At 70.6% G+C, this 16,334-nt stretch carries 13 protein-coding genes; 7 read left to right on the forward strand and 6 right to left on the reverse strand.

From position 1 onward, the window contains the following. Positions 1 to 46 precede the first annotated feature (46 nt). The 4 genes from fabG to LIV37_RS28010 all read left to right on the forward strand — a co-directional run bounded on the left by fabG (position 47) and on the right by LIV37_RS28010 (position 4,076). Positions 47 to 793: a 3-oxoacyl-[acyl-carrier-protein] reductase gene (gene fabG, locus LIV37_RS27995; RefSeq protein WP_020870451.1), complete on the forward strand. Its 747-nt coding sequence runs from the start codon at positions 47 to 49 to the stop codon at positions 791 to 793. A 26-nt stretch (positions 794 to 819) separates the two neighbouring features. Beyond that, positions 820 to 1,533, forward strand: coding sequence for a 2-hydroxychromene-2-carboxylate isomerase (locus LIV37_RS28000; protein WP_020870452.1), 714 nt, complete (start codon positions 820 to 822; stop codon positions 1,531 to 1,533). 87 nt (positions 1,534 to 1,620) lie between these two features. Then, a complete protein-coding gene (locus LIV37_RS28005; protein ID WP_014061551.1) occupies positions 1,621 to 1,827 on the forward strand; it encodes an MbtH family protein in 207 nt (68 codons plus the stop codon). Positions 1,828 to 1,988: 161 nt separating this feature from the next. Further along, the gene (locus LIV37_RS28010; protein ID WP_020870453.1) at positions 1,989 to 4,076 is read left to right on the forward strand and encodes an ABC1 kinase family protein; all 2,088 of its coding nucleotides are present in this window, start codon (positions 1,989 to 1,991) and stop codon (positions 4,074 to 4,076) included. Between the two features lie 166 nt (positions 4,077 to 4,242). Here LIV37_RS28010 and LIV37_RS28015 read toward each other — a convergent pair whose 3' ends face one another. From LIV37_RS28015 to LIV37_RS28030, 4 genes are all read right to left on the reverse strand, one after another. Further along, positions 4,243 to 5,352: a prephenate dehydrogenase gene (locus LIV37_RS28015; RefSeq protein ID WP_020870454.1), complete on the reverse strand. Its 1,110-nt coding sequence runs from the start codon at positions 5,350 to 5,352 to the stop codon at positions 4,243 to 4,245. Further along, positions 5,349 to 8,000 (reverse strand): aminotransferase class I/II-fold pyridoxal phosphate-dependent enzyme, encoded by a 2,652-nt coding sequence (locus LIV37_RS28020; RefSeq protein ID WP_020870455.1) that lies wholly within the window; start codon positions 7,998 to 8,000, stop codon positions 5,349 to 5,351. Before LIV37_RS28020 ends, LIV37_RS28015 begins: the two co-directional genes overlap by 4 nt. Beyond that, on the reverse strand, positions 7,997 to 9,028 hold the full coding sequence (hppD, locus tag LIV37_RS28025; protein WP_167525789.1) for a 4-hydroxyphenylpyruvate dioxygenase: 1,032 nt from the start codon (positions 9,026 to 9,028) through the stop codon (positions 7,997 to 7,999). The genes LIV37_RS28020 and hppD overlap by 4 nt, the downstream gene beginning before the upstream one ends. Positions 9,029 to 9,294: 266 nt before the next feature. Then, positions 9,295 to 9,906: a hypothetical protein gene (locus LIV37_RS28030; RefSeq protein WP_121824422.1), complete on the reverse strand. Its 612-nt coding sequence runs from the start codon at positions 9,904 to 9,906 to the stop codon at positions 9,295 to 9,297. Positions 9,907 to 10,275: 369 nt separating this feature from the next. Here LIV37_RS28030 and LIV37_RS28035 point away from each other — a divergent pair, with 369 nt between their 5' ends. From LIV37_RS28035 to LIV37_RS28045, 3 genes are read left to right on the forward strand one after another with little or no spacing between them, the layout of a single operon-like run. Next, positions 10,276 to 11,502 carry a cytochrome P450 family protein gene (locus tag LIV37_RS28035; protein WP_020870458.1) on the forward strand — a complete coding sequence of 409 codons (1,227 nt, stop codon included), beginning with the start codon at positions 10,276 to 10,278 and terminating at the stop codon, positions 11,500 to 11,502. 45 nt (positions 11,503 to 11,547) lie between these two features. Then, the gene (locus tag LIV37_RS28040) at positions 11,548 to 12,543 is read left to right on the forward strand and encodes an ATP-binding cassette domain-containing protein (RefSeq protein ID WP_020870459.1); all 996 of its coding nucleotides are present in this window, start codon (positions 11,548 to 11,550) and stop codon (positions 12,541 to 12,543) included. Continuing rightward, complete coding sequence (locus LIV37_RS28045; protein WP_020870460.1) at positions 12,540 to 13,334, forward strand: ABC transporter permease; 795 nt, start codon at positions 12,540 to 12,542, stop codon at positions 13,332 to 13,334. Before LIV37_RS28040 ends, LIV37_RS28045 begins: the two co-directional genes overlap by 4 nt. A 429-nt stretch (positions 13,335 to 13,763) precedes the next feature. On the opposite strand, the gene LIV37_RS28050 is transcribed toward LIV37_RS28045, so the two are convergent. Together LIV37_RS28050 and LIV37_RS28055 are read right to left on the reverse strand one after the other, a co-directional pair. After that, positions 13,764 to 14,837 carry a MupA/Atu3671 family FMN-dependent luciferase-like monooxygenase gene (locus LIV37_RS28050; protein WP_020870461.1) on the reverse strand — a complete coding sequence of 358 codons (1,074 nt, stop codon included), beginning with the start codon at positions 14,835 to 14,837 and terminating at the stop codon, positions 13,764 to 13,766. Positions 14,838 to 14,916: 79 nt separating this feature from the next. Then, the gene (locus tag LIV37_RS28055; protein ID WP_020870462.1) at positions 14,917 to 16,134 is read right to left on the reverse strand and encodes a cytochrome P450 family protein; all 1,218 of its coding nucleotides are present in this window, start codon (positions 16,132 to 16,134) and stop codon (positions 14,917 to 14,919) included. Positions 16,135 to 16,334 lie beyond the last annotated feature (200 nt).

A 16,334-nucleotide genomic window follows, 5' to 3' on the forward strand; every position in this document is an offset into this window, starting at 1 on the left:
CAGACATCCGGTCCCACGCGGCCGGCCGAATCGCTTTGGAGAACCAATGGCAGAGAACGCATCCCGGGTGGCGCTGGTCACCGGCGGTTCACGGGGAATCGGCCGGGCGACGGTGGTGCGTCTGGCACGGGACGGCTTCGATGTCGCCTTCTGCTACCAGTCGAACGAGGCGGCCGCCCTGGAGCTGGAGAAAGAGGTCACGGAGACCGGGGCCCGGGTACTCAGCCGCAAGGTCGAGGTCCGTGACGCCGAGGCGGTGCGTGCGCTGGTCGCGGAGACCGAGCAGACGCTGGGCCCGATCGACGTGGCCGTGACCGCCGCCGGTATCACCCGTGACAATCCCCTGCTGCTGATGAAGGACGACGAATGGCATGACGTGCTGGACGTCAACCTCGACGGGGTCTACCACGTCTGCCGCTCCGTGGTGTTCGGCATGATGAAGCGGAAGAGCGGGGTGATCGTCAATATCTCCTCGGTCGCCGGTGTGTACGGCAACGCCACCCAGTCCAACTACTCGGCCTCCAAGGCCGGGATCATCGGGTTCTCCCGGGCCCTGGCCAAGGAGGTCGGGCGGTACGGAATCCGGGCCAATGTCGTCGCCCCGGGGTTCATCGACACCGATATGACCTCCGTGCTCACCGGCCAGGTGAAGGACAAGGCGCTGGAGTCGGTGCCGCTCGGGCGGCTGGGGCGGGCCGATGAGGTCGCCGATCTCGTCTCGTACCTCGTCTCGGACCGTGCGGCCTATGTCACGGGCTCCGTCGTCCAGATCGACGGCGGCATCACCATCTAGCTTCGCCCCGAACCCAGGAGGATTCGTTGGCCGTCAAACCACCGCGCTGGTATTTCTCACTCCGCAGCCCCTATTCCTGGCTCGCCTACCGTGAACTCACCGAGAACGCGCCCGATGTGGCGGACGCGATCGAATGGCGCCCGTACTGGGAGCCGGACGAGGTGAGCGAGCGCATGCTGGCCGATGCCGGGATCCAGCTCCCTTACGTGGCGATGTCGAAGGAGAAGCACTTCTACATCCTCCAGGACGTCAAGCGGGCGACCGTCGAGCGCGGTCTGTCGGTGGTCTGGCCGATCGACACCGCTCCCAACTGGGATGTTTCCCATCTCGCCTATCTGGTCGCCGAGGACGCCGGCCGCGGGCGGGACTTCATCGACGCCGTGTACCGGGCCCGCTGGGAGAACGGCATCGACATCTCGGAACGTGCCACCATGGCCGCGATCGGCCATGAACTCGGCCTCGACCCCGACGCGTTGGCCGGTGCGGTCGACGATCCGGGGATCCGTCGGCGGGGCATCGAGGCGCTGCGGGCGGTGGACCGCGACGGAGTGTTCGGCGTGCCGTTCTTCATCCACCGGCACGACAAGTTCTGGGGACTGGACCGGCTCTCGGGCTTCGTCGCGAGCGTCCGTGCCAAGACCCGGGCCGCCGCCATGGAACAGCGGGAGAACGACCGCGGGATCGAGCCCGCCCTGCTCGTCCCGGCCGGTGACGCCGGCCACGCCGGTGGCTGCGGCTGACCGGACCCGCTCGCGAAGACCGGACAGACCGAACAGACCAGACAGATCCAGTAGACCCGACAGACGCGTCAGAAAGGCGATCACGCCATGAGCAACCCCTTCGAGGACGAGAACGGCAGCTACTACGTGCTGGTCAACGACGAGCGGCAGCACTCGCTGTGGCCGGCCTTCGCGGAGGTGCCCGCGGGCTGGACCGTCGTCCATGGCCAGGACAACCGCCAGGCGTGCCTGGACTACATCAACGAGAACTGGACCGACATGCGGCCCAAGAGCCTGATCGAGGCGATGGGCTGACGCCCGCCACGCCCTCCCCTGCCACGGGGCCCGACATTCCGACGTCGGGCCCCGTGGTGTTCGTCTGGCAGGTTGCTGCGTGACATGCGGGCAGCGCGGTCCGAGGGGGACGATCCGGACTACTGTTGACGCACTGTTCATCGCACCCGGGGGAACGTGCCATGACCTGGCTGGCTGCCACCAGCATCGACGACCTGTCCTTCGGGTTGCTGATCGTGCTGATCGCCGTGTCGTCGCTGGGCGTCTTCGTCTTCGGCGTCTCGGCGATCTCCGGTCGGCTGCTCGGCATCCGGGTGGGCCCGCTGCGCGCCCTCGGCGCCGGTCTGGTCGGGCTGGGCGCGATGCTCGTCTTCAAACCGACCATGCACGACCAGCAGAGCATGGGCGTGCTGTACGGCGTGCAGGTCGGGGTGTCCGTCCTCGCCGCGATGGCCACCCTGGTGCTGGCCGAGGTCTTCCTGCCGCGCGGCAGCTGGGCGCTGCCCATGCGGCTGTGGCGCGCGATGCGCAGCCGGCTGCGACGCACCCGCCGCTATTCGCAGATCAGCCGGATCTTCATGCGCCATGGGCTGAGCCGTCCGCTGCGCAGCCGGCACAGTCTGGAACGGGCCCTGCGGCCGGGCGAGTTCGGCGAGCGGATGGCCAGGGGGCTGCGGCTGGCGCTGGAGGAGTGCGGCGGGGCCTTCATCAAACTGGGCCAGCTGCTGTCCACCCGGCGCGATCTGCTGCCCTCGCACTTCATCGACGAACTCAGCCGGCTGCAGAGCGATGTGGCGCCCGCGCCGTGGGGGGACGTGGCGGCGCTGCTGCGCGCGGAGCTGGGCAGGCCGGTGGACGACGCCTTCGAGTGGATCGAGCAGGTCCCGCTGGCGGCCGCCTCGATCGCCCAGGTCCACCGCGCCAAGCTGCGCGGAGGTCCGGTGGTCGTGGTGAAGGTCCAGCGCCCGGGGATCCGCGAGATGGTCGAGCGCGACCTGGACATCGTCATCGCGGTCACCCGCGGCCTCCAGCAGCGGTCCCGGTCCTCCCACGCGATGGGGCTGCGGGATCTGGGTGACGGTTTCTCCACATCGGTGCGGGAGGAGCTGGACTTCCGGATCGAGGCCAACAACGCCGCGGTGGTGGCGGCGTCCTGCGGCGGGTACGAGGCGGACGCCCAGGTGCGCGTACCCCGGGTGTACGAGGAGTTCACCACGGCCAGGGTGCTGGTCCAGGAGTGGCTGGAGGGGGTCACCTTCGAGCGGGCGGCGACCGTCGCGGACCGCAAGGGGCTGGACCGCCACCGGATCGCCAGGACCGCCTTCGCCGCCATGCTCCACCAGATCCTGAAGGCGGGGGTGTTCCACGCCGATCCGCATCCGGGCAATGTGCTGCTGCTCGACGACGGGCGGATAGGCCTGCTCGACTTCGGCTCGGTGGGCCGTATCGACCCGTCCGTACGCCATGCCCTCCAGGAGATGCTGGTGGCCGTCGACCGCGGCGACCGGGCCGGTCTGCATGACGCGCTGATGGCCCTGCTCGGCACGCGGGCCACCAGGAGCGAGGACCTGATGCTCAACTCGCTGCTGCTGGAGCGTGAGCTGGGGCAGTTCATGGCCCAGCACCTGGGGGCGGGGGCGCGGCCGGACACCGAGATGTTCACCGCGCTGTTCCAGCTGCTCGCCCGGTTCGGTCTCGCCGTGCCGCCGGAGGTGGCCGCCGTCTTCCGGGCCCTGGCGACCATCGAGGGCACCCTGGGCCGGATCACCCCCGACTTCAACATGATCGACGAGGCCCGGGCGATCGCCGTGGACCTCCTCACCGACCGGCTGCGGTTCCGCGCCACGGGTGCCGGGAGCGAGGAGGAGGGCGGGCTCGCGTCCGGGTTCTCGTCCCTGGCGCGGAGCGCGACCCATGAGTTCCTGTCCGCGCTGCCGATGCTGCGGCGGCTGCCCCGGAGGGCGGAGCGGATCGGCGCGTCGCTGGAGGAGGGGCGGTTCACGGTCCGGGTGCGGGTGCTCGCCGACGAGCGGGAGCGGCGCTTCGTCTCCGGGCTGATCCACCAGATGACGGTCACGCTGCTGGGGGCCTGTACGGGGCTGATGGGGGTGGTCCTGGTGGTGTTCGGCACCGGGCGCGGGCCCCGGGTCACCGCGGAGGTGGAGCTGTTCCCGCTGCTCGGCTATCAGATGCTCGCGGTCAGCGCGATCCTCATGCTGCGCGCCCTCTACACCGCGATACGCCGGCCGAACACCCACGACACGTTCTGAGGGGTGCCCGGCGGATCTTGACGCCTGCGGCGGGCCACGCGGCGGAGCCGCATATCGACACAGCCCCCTCCCGCCCCTTCCCGAAGCATCGACATGCGGCGGAGCCGCACATGCATGCTGCGGGAAGGGGCGGGGAGGGGAAAGCAGCGGAGCCGGTCCGGATTCCTCAGGCGTCGCCGACCAGCAGTGGCTTCTCCCGCATGGTCCAGCCGTTGGCGTCCAGCACCCGCCGCAGGCCCGCGACGGAGGTCGACTCCACGAGCAGTTCGACCAGGCCGCGCGGCTGGTCGAGGGAGTGCTCGATGCGCACGTCCTCGATGTTGACCCCGGCCTCGCCGACGGTGGAGAACAGCCGGGCCAGCGCTCCGGGCTGGTCCGGGACGGCCACCGGGATCGCCACGTACTCGGCGGGCCGCGAACGCTGTTTGTGCGGTACCCGGGCGTGGCCCCGGTTGCCGCGCCGCAGCAGCTCCTGGAGGTCGGCGGCGGCCTGCCGCCGCCCGTCGGACTCCGCGCCGGGCAGCGCCCGCAGGGCGGCGATCAGTTGCTCCAGGTCCTTGGCGTAGTCGTCGAGGACGTCGGCCACCGCGTCGGCGTTCGCGGTCAGGATGTCGCTCCACAGGGCGGGTTCGCCCGCCGCGATGCGGGTGACGTCCCGCAGCCCCTGTCCCGACACCCGGATGTGCTCGGTCTCGGCGTGCTCCAGCCGGGCCGCCATCATCGACGCGACCAGATGCGGTGCGTGCGAGGTCAGGGCGACGGCGCGGTCATGGGCGTCGGTGTCCATCAGGACGGGGACGCCACCGCACAGCGAGACCAGCTCCAGGCCCCGGTTGAGCGCCGAGCGGTCGGTGACGGGCGAGGGGGTCAGCACCCAGGGGCGCCCCTCGAAGAGGTCGGCGCGGGCCGCGAGCGGACCGGAGCGCTCGGCGCCGGCCAGCGGATGTCCGCCGATGTAGCGGGACGGATCGCCACCGGCCGCGCGGACCTCCTCGTGCGGCCGCACCTTGACGCTGGCCACATCGGTGTAGGTGTGTGCCAGCCCGTCCCGCTGGCAGCGGGCGAGCACGGTGCCGATGCTCGCGGGCGGCACCGCGAGGACGGCGAGGTCCACTTGCCCGGCGGGCATCTCCAGCGAGCCCGCCCCCAGGGCCTCGGCGGTCCTGGCGGCCGTGGTGTCGGCGTCGTCCAGGTACACCAGGACGCCCCAGCGGCTCAGGGCGAGGGCGATGGACGTCCCGATCAGCCCGGTTCCGACGACGACGGCGGTTCTCATGTGTCACGTCCCGATGTGGGTCCGGTGGCGCCGGGGCGCTCGATCTCCGCCCGGAGGAAGGCGGCGAGCCGTGCGATGCCGTCCTCGATCTCCGCGGGGCTCAGATAGCTGAAGGAGAGCCGGATGGACCGTTCGCCGCCGGGGCCCGGGTAGAAGTAGGCCATCGGCGTCCAGATGACGCCGTGGTCCTCGGCCGAGCGCAGCAGCGCGGCGTTGTCGGCGGGGAACGGAACCCGGACGGTGAGGAAGAAGCCGCCGCTGGGCCGGTTCCAGCCGATGCCGAGCCGGTCGCGGACGTCTTCGGGGAAGTGGCGGTCCAGTTGCTCGAGGGTGACGCGGAGCGCCTCGCCGTAGTGCTTGGCGGGCACCGCGTTGCGTTCGGTGAGCCGGCCGTCGCAGGCCAGCAGGGCACCGGCGACGGCCGCCTGGCTCAGCGCCGGGGTGTTCACCGTCACCATGCTCTTGATCTTGGCGAGTTCGTCGGCGAGCAGGCTCTCGGCCCCCGACGGATCCCGCACGGGCTGGTCCGCGACGACGAATCCGACGCGGGCGCTGGGGAAGACCGACTTCGAGTACGACCCGAGGTGGATCACCCGCCGGGCGTGGTCCATCGACTTCAGGGTGGGCAGCTGGACGCCCGGGCTGACCAGTCGGTACGGGCTGTCCTCGAGGATGAGCAGATCGTGCCGGGCCGCCAGCTCCAGCAACTCCTCGCGGGCGCGCCGGGACATGGTGTTGCCCGACGGGTTCGAATGGTCCGGCACCACGTAGAAGGCGCGCGGGCGGCGGCCCCGGGTCCGCTCGGCCAGGACGGCGGCCTCCACATCGGCCACGTCGAGACCGTCGGCCCGCTCCTCGACGGGGTGCACGGGCACCCCCAGCAGACTGGCGGCTCCGGTGATGCCCACGTAGCAGGGGCTGGCGACCAGCAGGACGTCCCCGGGGTCCGCGAAGAGCGCGCGCAGGGCCAGCAGCATCCCCTCCTGGGCGCCCACCGTCACCACGATCGCGCCCGGCGCGGCGTCGATGCCCTCGTCGGCGCGGAGCGAGTCGGAGATCAGTCCGCGGATCTGCCCGGCGGTCGGGCCGTACTGGTACAGCGCGGTGCGGATGGCCTCGTCCGAGGCACCGCCCGCGGCCAAGTGGTCGAGATAGCGCCGGATGTGATCGAGGATCTCGTCCTTGTCGAAGAACTCCTCGTACGGCCTTCCGGGGGCGAAGGAGACCACGTCCGGGAAGCGGCCGGTGATCTCGTTCAGGAAGTTCATGGTGTCCAGCACCGGGTCGGACACGCTGCGGTGCAGATTCTCTTTGTGCAGCGTGGCGGTGACGTGGGGTGTGGTCGGGGTGTCTGCCACGCTGCGGTGCAGATTCTCTTTGTGCAGCGTGGCGGTGACGTGGGGTGTGGTCGGGGTGTCTGCCACGCTGCGGTGCAGATTCTCTTCCGTTGCCGTTGCCGTTGCCGTTGCCGTGATCGCGTCGGGGGATGCGGTCGGCGGCGAGGTGTTCGTCACGCTGCGGTGCGGGTTCTCTTTGTGCAGCCTTGCCGGGGTGGTGTCCGCCACTCCGGCCAGCAGCGAGGCGTCCGCGTCGGCGACGGTGGCGGTGCCGGTCAGCGTCATGGCCTCCGACAGCTCGTCCAGGACCAGGCCGAGGACGCCCGCCGCGCCGTTCCCGCCCGCCACGGCCAGTCCGTGCAGCACCGGGCGGCCCAGCAGCACGGCGTCCGCCCCCAGGGCGAGGGCGCCGAGGACGTCCCGGCCGCGGCGGACGCCGCCGTCCAGGAGCAGGGCGCAGCGGCCGTCCACGGCGGCGGCGATCGGGGCGAGCACGTCCAGGGTGGCGGGTGCCCCGTCCAGCTGCCGTCCGCCGTGGTTGGAGACCACGATGCCGTCCACGCCGGCGGCGATCGCGCGCCGGGCGTCCTCGGCGGTCATGACGCCCTTGACCAGTACGGGCAGCCCGCTGACCGAGCGCAGCCAGGCGATGACCGACCAGTCGAGCGAGGGGTCGAGGCCGGTTCGGCCGTGCTCGGACGGGGACGAGTAATCGGCCTCGTCCGCTGGCAGGTTGGCGGGCGCGATGTGCGGCGGCAGCCGGAAGTCGTTGCGCAGGTCGCGCAGTCGGCGGCCGAGCCGCGGGGTGTCGGCGGTCAGGACCAGCGCCTCGATCCCGGCGGCCGCCGCGTGTTCGATGAGCCGCCGGGTCGTGGCCCGGTCGCGGAAGCAGTAGACCTGGAGCCACAGGGGCGAGGTGGTGGCCGCGGCGATCTCCCGATAGGTCCGCCCGGCGAAGGTGCTCACCACGAGCGGGAGGCCGGCCGCGCCCGCGGCCCGCGCGGTGGCCGTCTCGCCGTCGGGGTGCATCAGCGTGTGGTAGGCCATGGGGGCCACGGCCACCGGCGCCCCCCACCGCCGTCCCAGGACCGTGGTGGACGGGTCGCACTCGCCCGCCCCGGTCAGGACCCGGGGGCTGAGCCGGATGCGGTCGAACGCCGCCCGGTTGGCGGCGAGCGTCCGCTCCTCCCCGGCCCCGCCCTCGATGAAGTCCCAGACCGCCGGGTCCAGTCGGGCGCGGGCCCGCTCGGCGTACTCATCGAGGGACAGCGGCGGCCGGGAGACGCCGGAGGGGGCCGTGCGGCCGGTCACGAGTTGGCCGCCCGGGCGCGCTCGACCGCCTCGTACAGCGCGCGGATGTTGGAGCTTCCGAAGCCCTGGGCCCCGTGGCGCTGGATGAGTTCGAAGAACAGCGTGCGCCGCTCGTAGGGCGAGCGGGTGAAGAGCTGCAGCAGGTAGCCCCACTCGTCGCGGTCGGCGAGCACATTGGTCTTGCGCAGATCGGTGATGGTCTCGTCGAGGTTGTCTATCCGCTCGGCGAGGGCGTCGTAGTAGGTGCCGGGGGTCTGCAGGAACTCGATGCCCCGGGTCTCGAACTCGACGACGGCCGGGATGATCTCGTCCACGAGGAACGCCAGGTGCTGCACCCCCGGGCCGCCGTTCCGCTCCAGGAATTCGTCGATCTGGCCCGGCTTCTTGGTGGAGTCGGGCTCGATGATGGTGAAGGTGATCCCGGACGAGGGGCTGCGCACCACGATGGAGTCCATGGCCTGCTCGCCGACGGCGACATACTCGCTGGAGTACTGCTCGAAGCCGAATCCGTCGATGTAGTACCGGACCGTGTCATGCAGGGTGCCGGCGTCGAGACAGACCGCGATGTGGTCGAGCAGCCGCAGTTCGGTCGCGGTGCCGGTCCGGGCGGCGCCCTCCGGCGAGGTGACCCAGTCCCGGCCCGGGGGCCGCCCGTGCGGTTGGTCCGCGGAGCGCTTGAGGAGGGTGTGGCGGACGGCGCCGAAGCCGGAGACGGCGGGGCCGGCCGGGTTGCCGGAGGTCAGATCGCGGGCGCCGGCGGCCAGGGCGCCCCGGTGGGCCGCGAGGGGGTCCTCGCAGGCGAAGGCGATGTCGGCGATGCCGTCACCGTGTTCGGCGAGGAAGTCGGCCGTGCCCGGTCCCGAGGTGATGACGAGCTGGATTTCCTTTTGGCGGAGCAGGATCGATTCCAGCGCGCCGGTCCGGCACCGGGCCTCTTCCTGAAAACCCATACCGGACACGAAATAGTCCGTGGTTTTCCGCTGATCGCTGGTGTAGATCTCGATGTACTCGACGTCATGCGCGGTCACGATGCTCCCCATCCGACGATTGCCTCGCCACACATGTGTGTGTGCAACTCGTGGAATCGCACGGTACCGGGACGGGGAAGCCGTGCCATGGGCCGCCAAGAATTCTTCTATAGACGAAAAGAGACGGGTGCGGCATTTTCGCGGAAGGCGGCCGAGTGCGTAGCGCCAAGAAGGTCCGCCGACCGCGTCAATCGCCTCTTTTCGGGCGGTCGGCGGTGACCGTGAAGACGGTCGGCGGACCCTGGCAATGGCTTATTCGATTCTCTTCATTTGAACGCTTTGCGGCGCACCGCGTAAGCGTAGGTGACGGCGGCCAGCAGCGGCCCCCAGGCGAGCAGCGGCAGATAGGCGGTGACGAACACCCAGGCCCGCCAGCCGAGTTCGCCGACGTCATGGATGAGCGATCCGCGCCAGCCGCCGTCCCCGAACTGCCGGCCGTCCAGGGCGCGCCCCCGCAGCGAGAGGACGAGGGTCGTGGTCCAGGTGACGGTGAGGACCACCGCCCCGAGCGCGGCGGGAATGATCGCGGACAGCGGCCGTACGGGTTTCCCGGCGAGGAAGGGAACCCAGCGCGGCCACAACTCGCCCCAGGTGGAGACCAGCCCCACGGCGAGGAAGGCCAGCCCCTCGGCGATGATGGACAGGATGACGACGTAGATCTCCAGCGGCAGCCAGCCCGGCAACTGTCCCTTGCCGATGTCCACGTTCTTGGTGAGCGGAACACCGAAGGTGACCTGGGCGATGCGCCACAGCCCCGAGGGCAGCACGGCCAACGGGATCAGAAAGGCCGCACGCCGGGCCCAGAGGGGCACCCCTTCGGCGGGAGTGCCGTGCAGCTTTCGATAGCCACGGGAAACGGTGGTAAGGATTCCGGACACGGGGCCCTCCAGGAAACACCGGGAAACTTGCGTCCGTTGCTGGATCGCTGCCAGGAGGATGGCATACGGCATCCCGCACGCGACTCCTCCCACGGAGGCAAACCCACACGCCGTCGGGTGGAGCCCCCCTTCGCTCCCTCCTCCGTCCGGATGACCGAGAGGGAGGGGATGAACGGCTTTCGAACACGCTCCGTGGGAGCTCGATAGAAATCCTCGAAGTGCGCCGGGGAAGGGCGGAAAAGCCTGCTATCAACGGGTCGGAGACGTCGTTCAGGAGACGTCGTTGACGGAGGCGTCGTTCACGGAGACGTCGTTCATCCACCCTGCGTCCGCGACACGCGGCACGGGCCGACCGAGAGGACCGGACACATGGCCGAGGAGACCAGCCGGGCGCCGGAGGTGCTGGGTGAGGACTTCATCCGCGACCCGTACCCGGTGTACGCCCGGCTCCGCGAGCGGACCCCGGTGGCGCGGGTCGTGCTCGGCGGGGCACCGATGTCGCTGGTGCTCCGCCATGAGGCGGCGCGCGCCGCGCTGACCGATCCGAAGCTGCACAAGGACCCCGAGCGCTGTGCCCGGCTGGCCGCCGAGCACGCGGGCGTCGACCCCGTCGAGCAGCCCGCCGCGAAGTCGCCCGGCCGGCGGATGCTGGTGGAGCACATGCTGGGCATGGACCCGCCCCACCACACCCGGCTGCGCAAGCTGGTGGCCAAGGCGTTCACCGCACGGCAGATCCAGGCGCTCCGGCCGCGGATCGAGCACACGGTCGGTGCCCTGCTCGACGACATCGCGGGGCAGGGCGAGGTGGATCTGCTGAAGGTGTTCGCCTTCCCGCTGCCGCTCACCGTGATCTCCGAGATGATCGGCGTCCCCGAGGCCGACCAGGCCGCCTTCGGAGCGTGGTCCAACGCGCTGACCGTGGCCGTCCAGCCGCAGGAGATGCACCGCATCGCCGACCAGATGGCGGAGTACCTCACCGGGCTGATCGCCGCCAAGCGGGCGGCCCCGGCCGACGACCTGATCAGCGGGCTGATCCAGGCGCGGGACGACGAGGACCGGCTCAGCGAGAACGAGCTGGTGTCGATGGTCTTCCAGCTCCTGGTGGCCGGTTACGAGACCACCGCGCATCTGATCGGCAACGGGACGCTCGCCCTGCTGCGCCACCCGGACCAGCTCGCCGCCCTGCGCGCGGACCGGTCGCTGCTGCGGGGCGCGGTCGAGGAGTTCTGCCGCTACGACAACTCGCTGCACCTGAGCACGCTCTCGGTGACCACGGAACCGGTGGAGATCGCCGGTGTCCGCGTCCCGGCCGACGAGTTCGTCATCGTCTCGCTCGGCGCGGCCAATCACGACCCCGAACGCTTCGAGGACCCCGAGCGGTTCGACATCCGCCGGGAGACCGGTGGGCATCTGGCGTTCGGCCACGGCATTCACCACTGCATGGGCGCGCCCCTCGCCCGGCTGCAGGCCGAGATCGCCGTGGGCGCGCTGCTCGACCGCTTCCCGCGGATCGAACTCGCCGTGGCGCCGGAGGAGTTGCGCCGCGAGGTGAACCTGACCCGGGGGCTGGAGTCACTGCCGGTCCGGCTCGGCTGAGCCAGGCGGACCGGACCGGCGTACCGGCCGATGATGAGGAGTCTGATGGATATCGCAATCTCCGCGGCGGGTCTGCGGAAGCGCTACGGCGACAACGAGGTGCTGGGCGGCATCGACCTGTCCGTCGAGGCGGGCACGGTCTACGGGCTCCTGGGCCCCAACGGCGCCGGCAAGACGACCACGGTGCGGACGCTGTCGACGCTGATCAAGCCCGATGAGGGCACCGCGACGGTGGCGGGCTACGACGTGCTGAGCCAGGCGCACGAGGTGCGCCGCAGCATCGGGCTGACGGGTCAGTACGCCGCGCTGGACGGTGAGTTGACCGGCCGCGAGAACCTGGTGCTGATGGGAACGCTGCTGCACATGGGCCGCAAGCGGGCCCGTGCCCGCGCGGACGAGGTGCTGGAGATGTTCGACCTCACCGATGCCGCCGACCGGGTCGTCAAGACCTACTCGGGCGGTATGCGCCGCAGGCTGGACCTGGGCGCCAGCCTGACCGGGAGCCCGCCGGTGATCTTCCTGGACGAGCCGTCCACGGGTCTGGACCCGGTCAGCCGGAACGCGCTGTGGGACATGGTGCGCAAGCAGGTCGCCGAGGGGGTCACCGTGCTGCTGACCACCCAGTACCTGGAGGAGGCCGACCAGCTCGCCGACCGTATCGCGCTGATCGACAAGGGGCTGGTGGCGGCGGAGGGCACGCCCGACGAACTGAAGCGGAAGGTCGGCGGCGAGCGGCTGGAGATCACCGTACGGACCACCGAGATGGTGGAGGCCGCCCGCGTCGCGCTGGCCCGGATCTCCGCGCGGGGCTCCGCCCCGCCGGTCGTCGACGACAGCGGGATGCGGGTGTCGATCGCGCTGGAGACCGGTATAGCCGGTGTCTCCGCGGCGGCGGCGGAGCTCCAGGGGGCCTCGGTGGAGGTGGTCGACTTCCTCGTGCGGCGCCCCTCGCTGGACGACGTGTTCCTGGAGCTGACCGGAGCCGGACCCGAGGCCGAAGGAGCCGGACCCGAGGCCGAATTGGAGGCGACGAGCCGATGAGCACCTATGTCCTGAGCGACGCGCTCGCACTGGCGGGCCGCCACATACGGCATCTGAAGCGGGCACCGCAGCGGATCCTCAGCATCACCCTGATGCCGATCATGTTCGTGTTCCTCTTCGGCTACCTCTTCGGCAGTTCGATGAGCGTGCCGGAGGGCGACTACCACGAGTACATCATGGCGGGCATCTTCACCCAGATGATGCTGGCCGGCGTCATCAACACCGGTGTGGGGGTGGCCGAGGACCTCTCCAACGGCCTGGTGGACCGGTTCCGTTCACTGCCGATGAGCAGGGGCTCGGTGCTGCTCGGCCGGACCCTCTCCGATGTGCTGCTCAACGCGATCTCCTGCACCGCGATGCTCTCCGTCGGCCTGCTCATCGGCTGGCGCATCCACGGCGGGCCGCTCAAGGCCCTCGCGGGCTTCGGGCTGTTGCTGCTGCTCGGTTACGCCACGGCGTGGCTCGGCGCGCTCATCGGGCTGCTGCTGCGCGATCCCCAGGCGGTCAACTCGGTGGCCATGGTGATCACCATGCCGCTCACCTTCCTGTCGGCGACCTTCTACCCGGCCCAGAACCTGCCGGGCTGGGTGCGTCCGGTGGCCGAGTGGAACCCGGTGACCACCCTGACCACCGGGATGCGTGAGCTGTGGGGCAACCCCACGGGGAACGGCGCCGATCCCGCGTTCCCGCTGCGGCATCCGGTGATGGCCTCGCTGATCATGGTGGTGGCCCTGCTGATCGTCGTGATCCCGCTGGCCAACCGGGCCTACGAGCGGGCCGCCGCGCGCTGAGCCGCGGCCGTGGGACGCCCGGGCCGAAGCCGAAACCGAAGCCCGGATGACCGCACCGCCGCGCGCTGAGCCGCGGCCGTGGGACGCCCGGGCCGAAGCCGAAGCCGAAGCCGAAGCCGAAGCCCGGATGACCGCACCGCCGCGCGCTGAGCCGCGGCCGTGGGACGCCCGGGCCGAAGCCGAAGCCGAAGCCGAAGCCGAAGCCCGGATGACCGCACCGCCGCGCGCTGAGCCGCGGCCGTGGGACGCCCGGGCCGAAGCCGAAGCCGAAGCCGAAGCCGAAGCCGAAGCCGAAGCCGAAGCCGAAGCCCGGATGACCGCACCGCCGCGCGCTGAGCCGCGGCCGTGGGACGCCCACGCAGAAGCCCGGACGACCGCTCTCGGTCGTCCGGGCTTCTGCGTGGGCGCCGCCGTCAGCTCCCCAAACGCTCAGCTCCCCAGATGCGCACGCCAGGTGTCATGGAGGCGGGCCAGGTGCTCGAAGCCGCCGACCACCGCATCGGTCGGCACACCGAAGTCCACCAGACAGGCGACCTCGTCCACCCCCGCGTCCTTCAGCTGCTTGAGCATCGCCATGCAGTCGTCGACGGTGCCGAACATCCCGCTGGTCTCGAAGTACCGGTCGAATGCCTGGGCCACGAGGAACTGACGGTCCTCCGGACCCATGCTCTTCAGCTCCCGGGACATGTCCGCGCCCTGGGCGCCCGCCGCCTCGGCCGCCTTGATCAGCAGGTCGAAGGAGCTGGCCAGGTAGCGGGAGAACGGCTCGCGCACGGTCTCCCGCACGGTGTCGCGGTCGGTGCCCACGAAGGTGTGCACCATCACGGCCACATGCCCCTGCCCGGCCGAGGCGGGCTGGTGCTCCCGGTGCGCCCGGCGGTACTCCTCGATGCGCTGGGCGAGGACCTCGACCTCCTGGCCGAGCAGATGGGTGAGCATCCCCATCCCGTGCTCACCGGCCAGCGTGAACGTCGCCGGGGTGCCGCCGCTGGTCAGCCACATCGGCAGCTCGGGCTGGACGGGGGGCGGGAACATGGTCAGCTCCACCGTCTCGCCCGCCCCGTCGGTCAGGGACACGCTCTCCCGCCGCCAGAGCCGACGGATGGTCTCCACCGTCTCCATCAGCCCGGACTTGCGGGTCTCGTAGTTCTCCGGGCGGAGCGCGAAGTCCGCGGCGTGCCAGCCCGAGGCGAGTGCCACCCCGGCCCGGCCGCCCGAGAGGTTGTCGACGACCGACCACTCCTCGGCGATCCGCATCGGGTGGTGCAGCGGCGCCACGACGCTTCCGGCGCGCACCGCGACCCGCTGGGTGACCGCCGCCACCGCGGCGCCCGTCACCGAGGGGTTGGGGTAGAGCCCGCCGAACGGATGGAAGTGGCGTTCGGGGGTCCACACCGCGGTGAAGCCGTTGTCGTCGGCGAACCGGGCGCCGTCCAGCAGCAGCCGGTAGCGGTCGTGCTCCTCGGTGTCGTTGTTGGCGAAGTAGAACAGGCTGAAATCCATGGGTCCTCCGGAAAGCGAAAGAAAAGCGCCCGGGGCGCGCTGACGGCGGGTCCCGGGCGGTGTCGCTGCTGTGCGCGGTTCAGAAACGCACCGGCAGGTCGATCATCGGGCGGACCATGAGTCCGGGCCGATAACGCACCTCCGAGGGGTGCACGGCCAGCCGGATGCCGGGAAAGCGTTCATAGACCCGTCGAATCGCCAGCTCGGTCAGCGCCTTGGACATATGGGAGCCCAGGCAGTAGTGGATTCCGTGGCCGAAGCTCATATGCGCGGGCTTGGGACGGGTGACGTCCAGCTCGGACGGACCGTCGGGGAAGGCGTGCGGATCGTGGTTCGCCCCGGCCAGCGAAATGATGATGATCTCGTCCTTGGGGATTTTCACCCCGCACAGTTCGACCGGCTCCAGCGTGACCCGCTGCAGGGAGTTGATCAGCGGGCTGGTGTACCGCAGCAGCTCCTCGACCGCGTTCGGCAGCAGACTCCAGTCGGCCCGGATCTTGTCGGCCTCGCCGGTATGGGTGAGCAGCGCCGCGAAGGAGCCGTTGAGCAGGCTGGTGGTGGTGTCGTTGCCACCGGTCATCAGGGCGAACGCGGTGGACAGCGCTTCCGCGGGGGTCAGCCGCTTGTCCTCGTCGGCGTGGACCAGCGCGGAGATCAGGTCGTCCTGCGGGGTCCGCTGCTTGGTGGCGATCAGCGCCTTGAGGTAGTCCGACAGCTGCCGGGTGTGCTCGGCGATGATGCCCGTCGGATCGCTGGCGTCCACCCGGCGCAGCGTGTTCGTCCACACCAGGAACCGGGGCCAGTCGGTGTCGGGCACGCCCATCAGCTGCGCGATGGTGATGATCGGAAGCGGTTCGCTGAGCCCGGAGACCAGGTCCCGGTTGTCCGTCCGCACCATCGTGTCGAGCAGATCGTCGACCACCTTCTCCCAGCCGTCGCGCAGCCCTCTGACCCGCTTGGGGGTGAAGGCGAAGGTGAGCGCCTTGCGCAGCGGGGTGTGGCGCGGCGGATCGGCGTTGGCCAGTTGGTTGCTGATCTCTTCGGCGGGCTTGATCACCTGGCCGAGCTGCTTGCCCAGCGCCGCGTAGAGCTTGCCGATGTCCCGGCCGAGCCGGGGGTCGGATAGCGCGTCGCGGACGTCGTCGTAGCGGCTCACCACCCAGGCCCGCACCCCGTCCGGGGTCTCCACCCGGCACACCGGCTGTTCCTCGCGCAGCTGGGCGAGGAAGGGATAGGGATTCTGTGTGTACTCGTCGCTGAACATCCAGTAGCGGGACAGCGTGCCGGTGTTGGTCACCAGTACTCCCTGAAGTCGCGGTGCGGGTAACGGCCCGCGGGCGATTGACGGCGCGCGGCCGAACCGATGACAGCACGGGCGGACCGGCCCGGTCAGCGGTAATGCGAATTCTTCGAAGTGGCCACTTCCGCACCACTCGGCGCGCAAAACGAAGTTTTTGCAGCGCCGTTGCCCGGTGGCCCGGCCGGAGCTGAGACTCG

The sequence above is a fragment of the Streptomyces rapamycinicus NRRL 5491 genome (assembly GCF_024298965.1).
GTDB lineage: Bacteria > Actinomycetota > Actinomycetes > Streptomycetales > Streptomycetaceae > Streptomyces > Streptomyces rapamycinicus.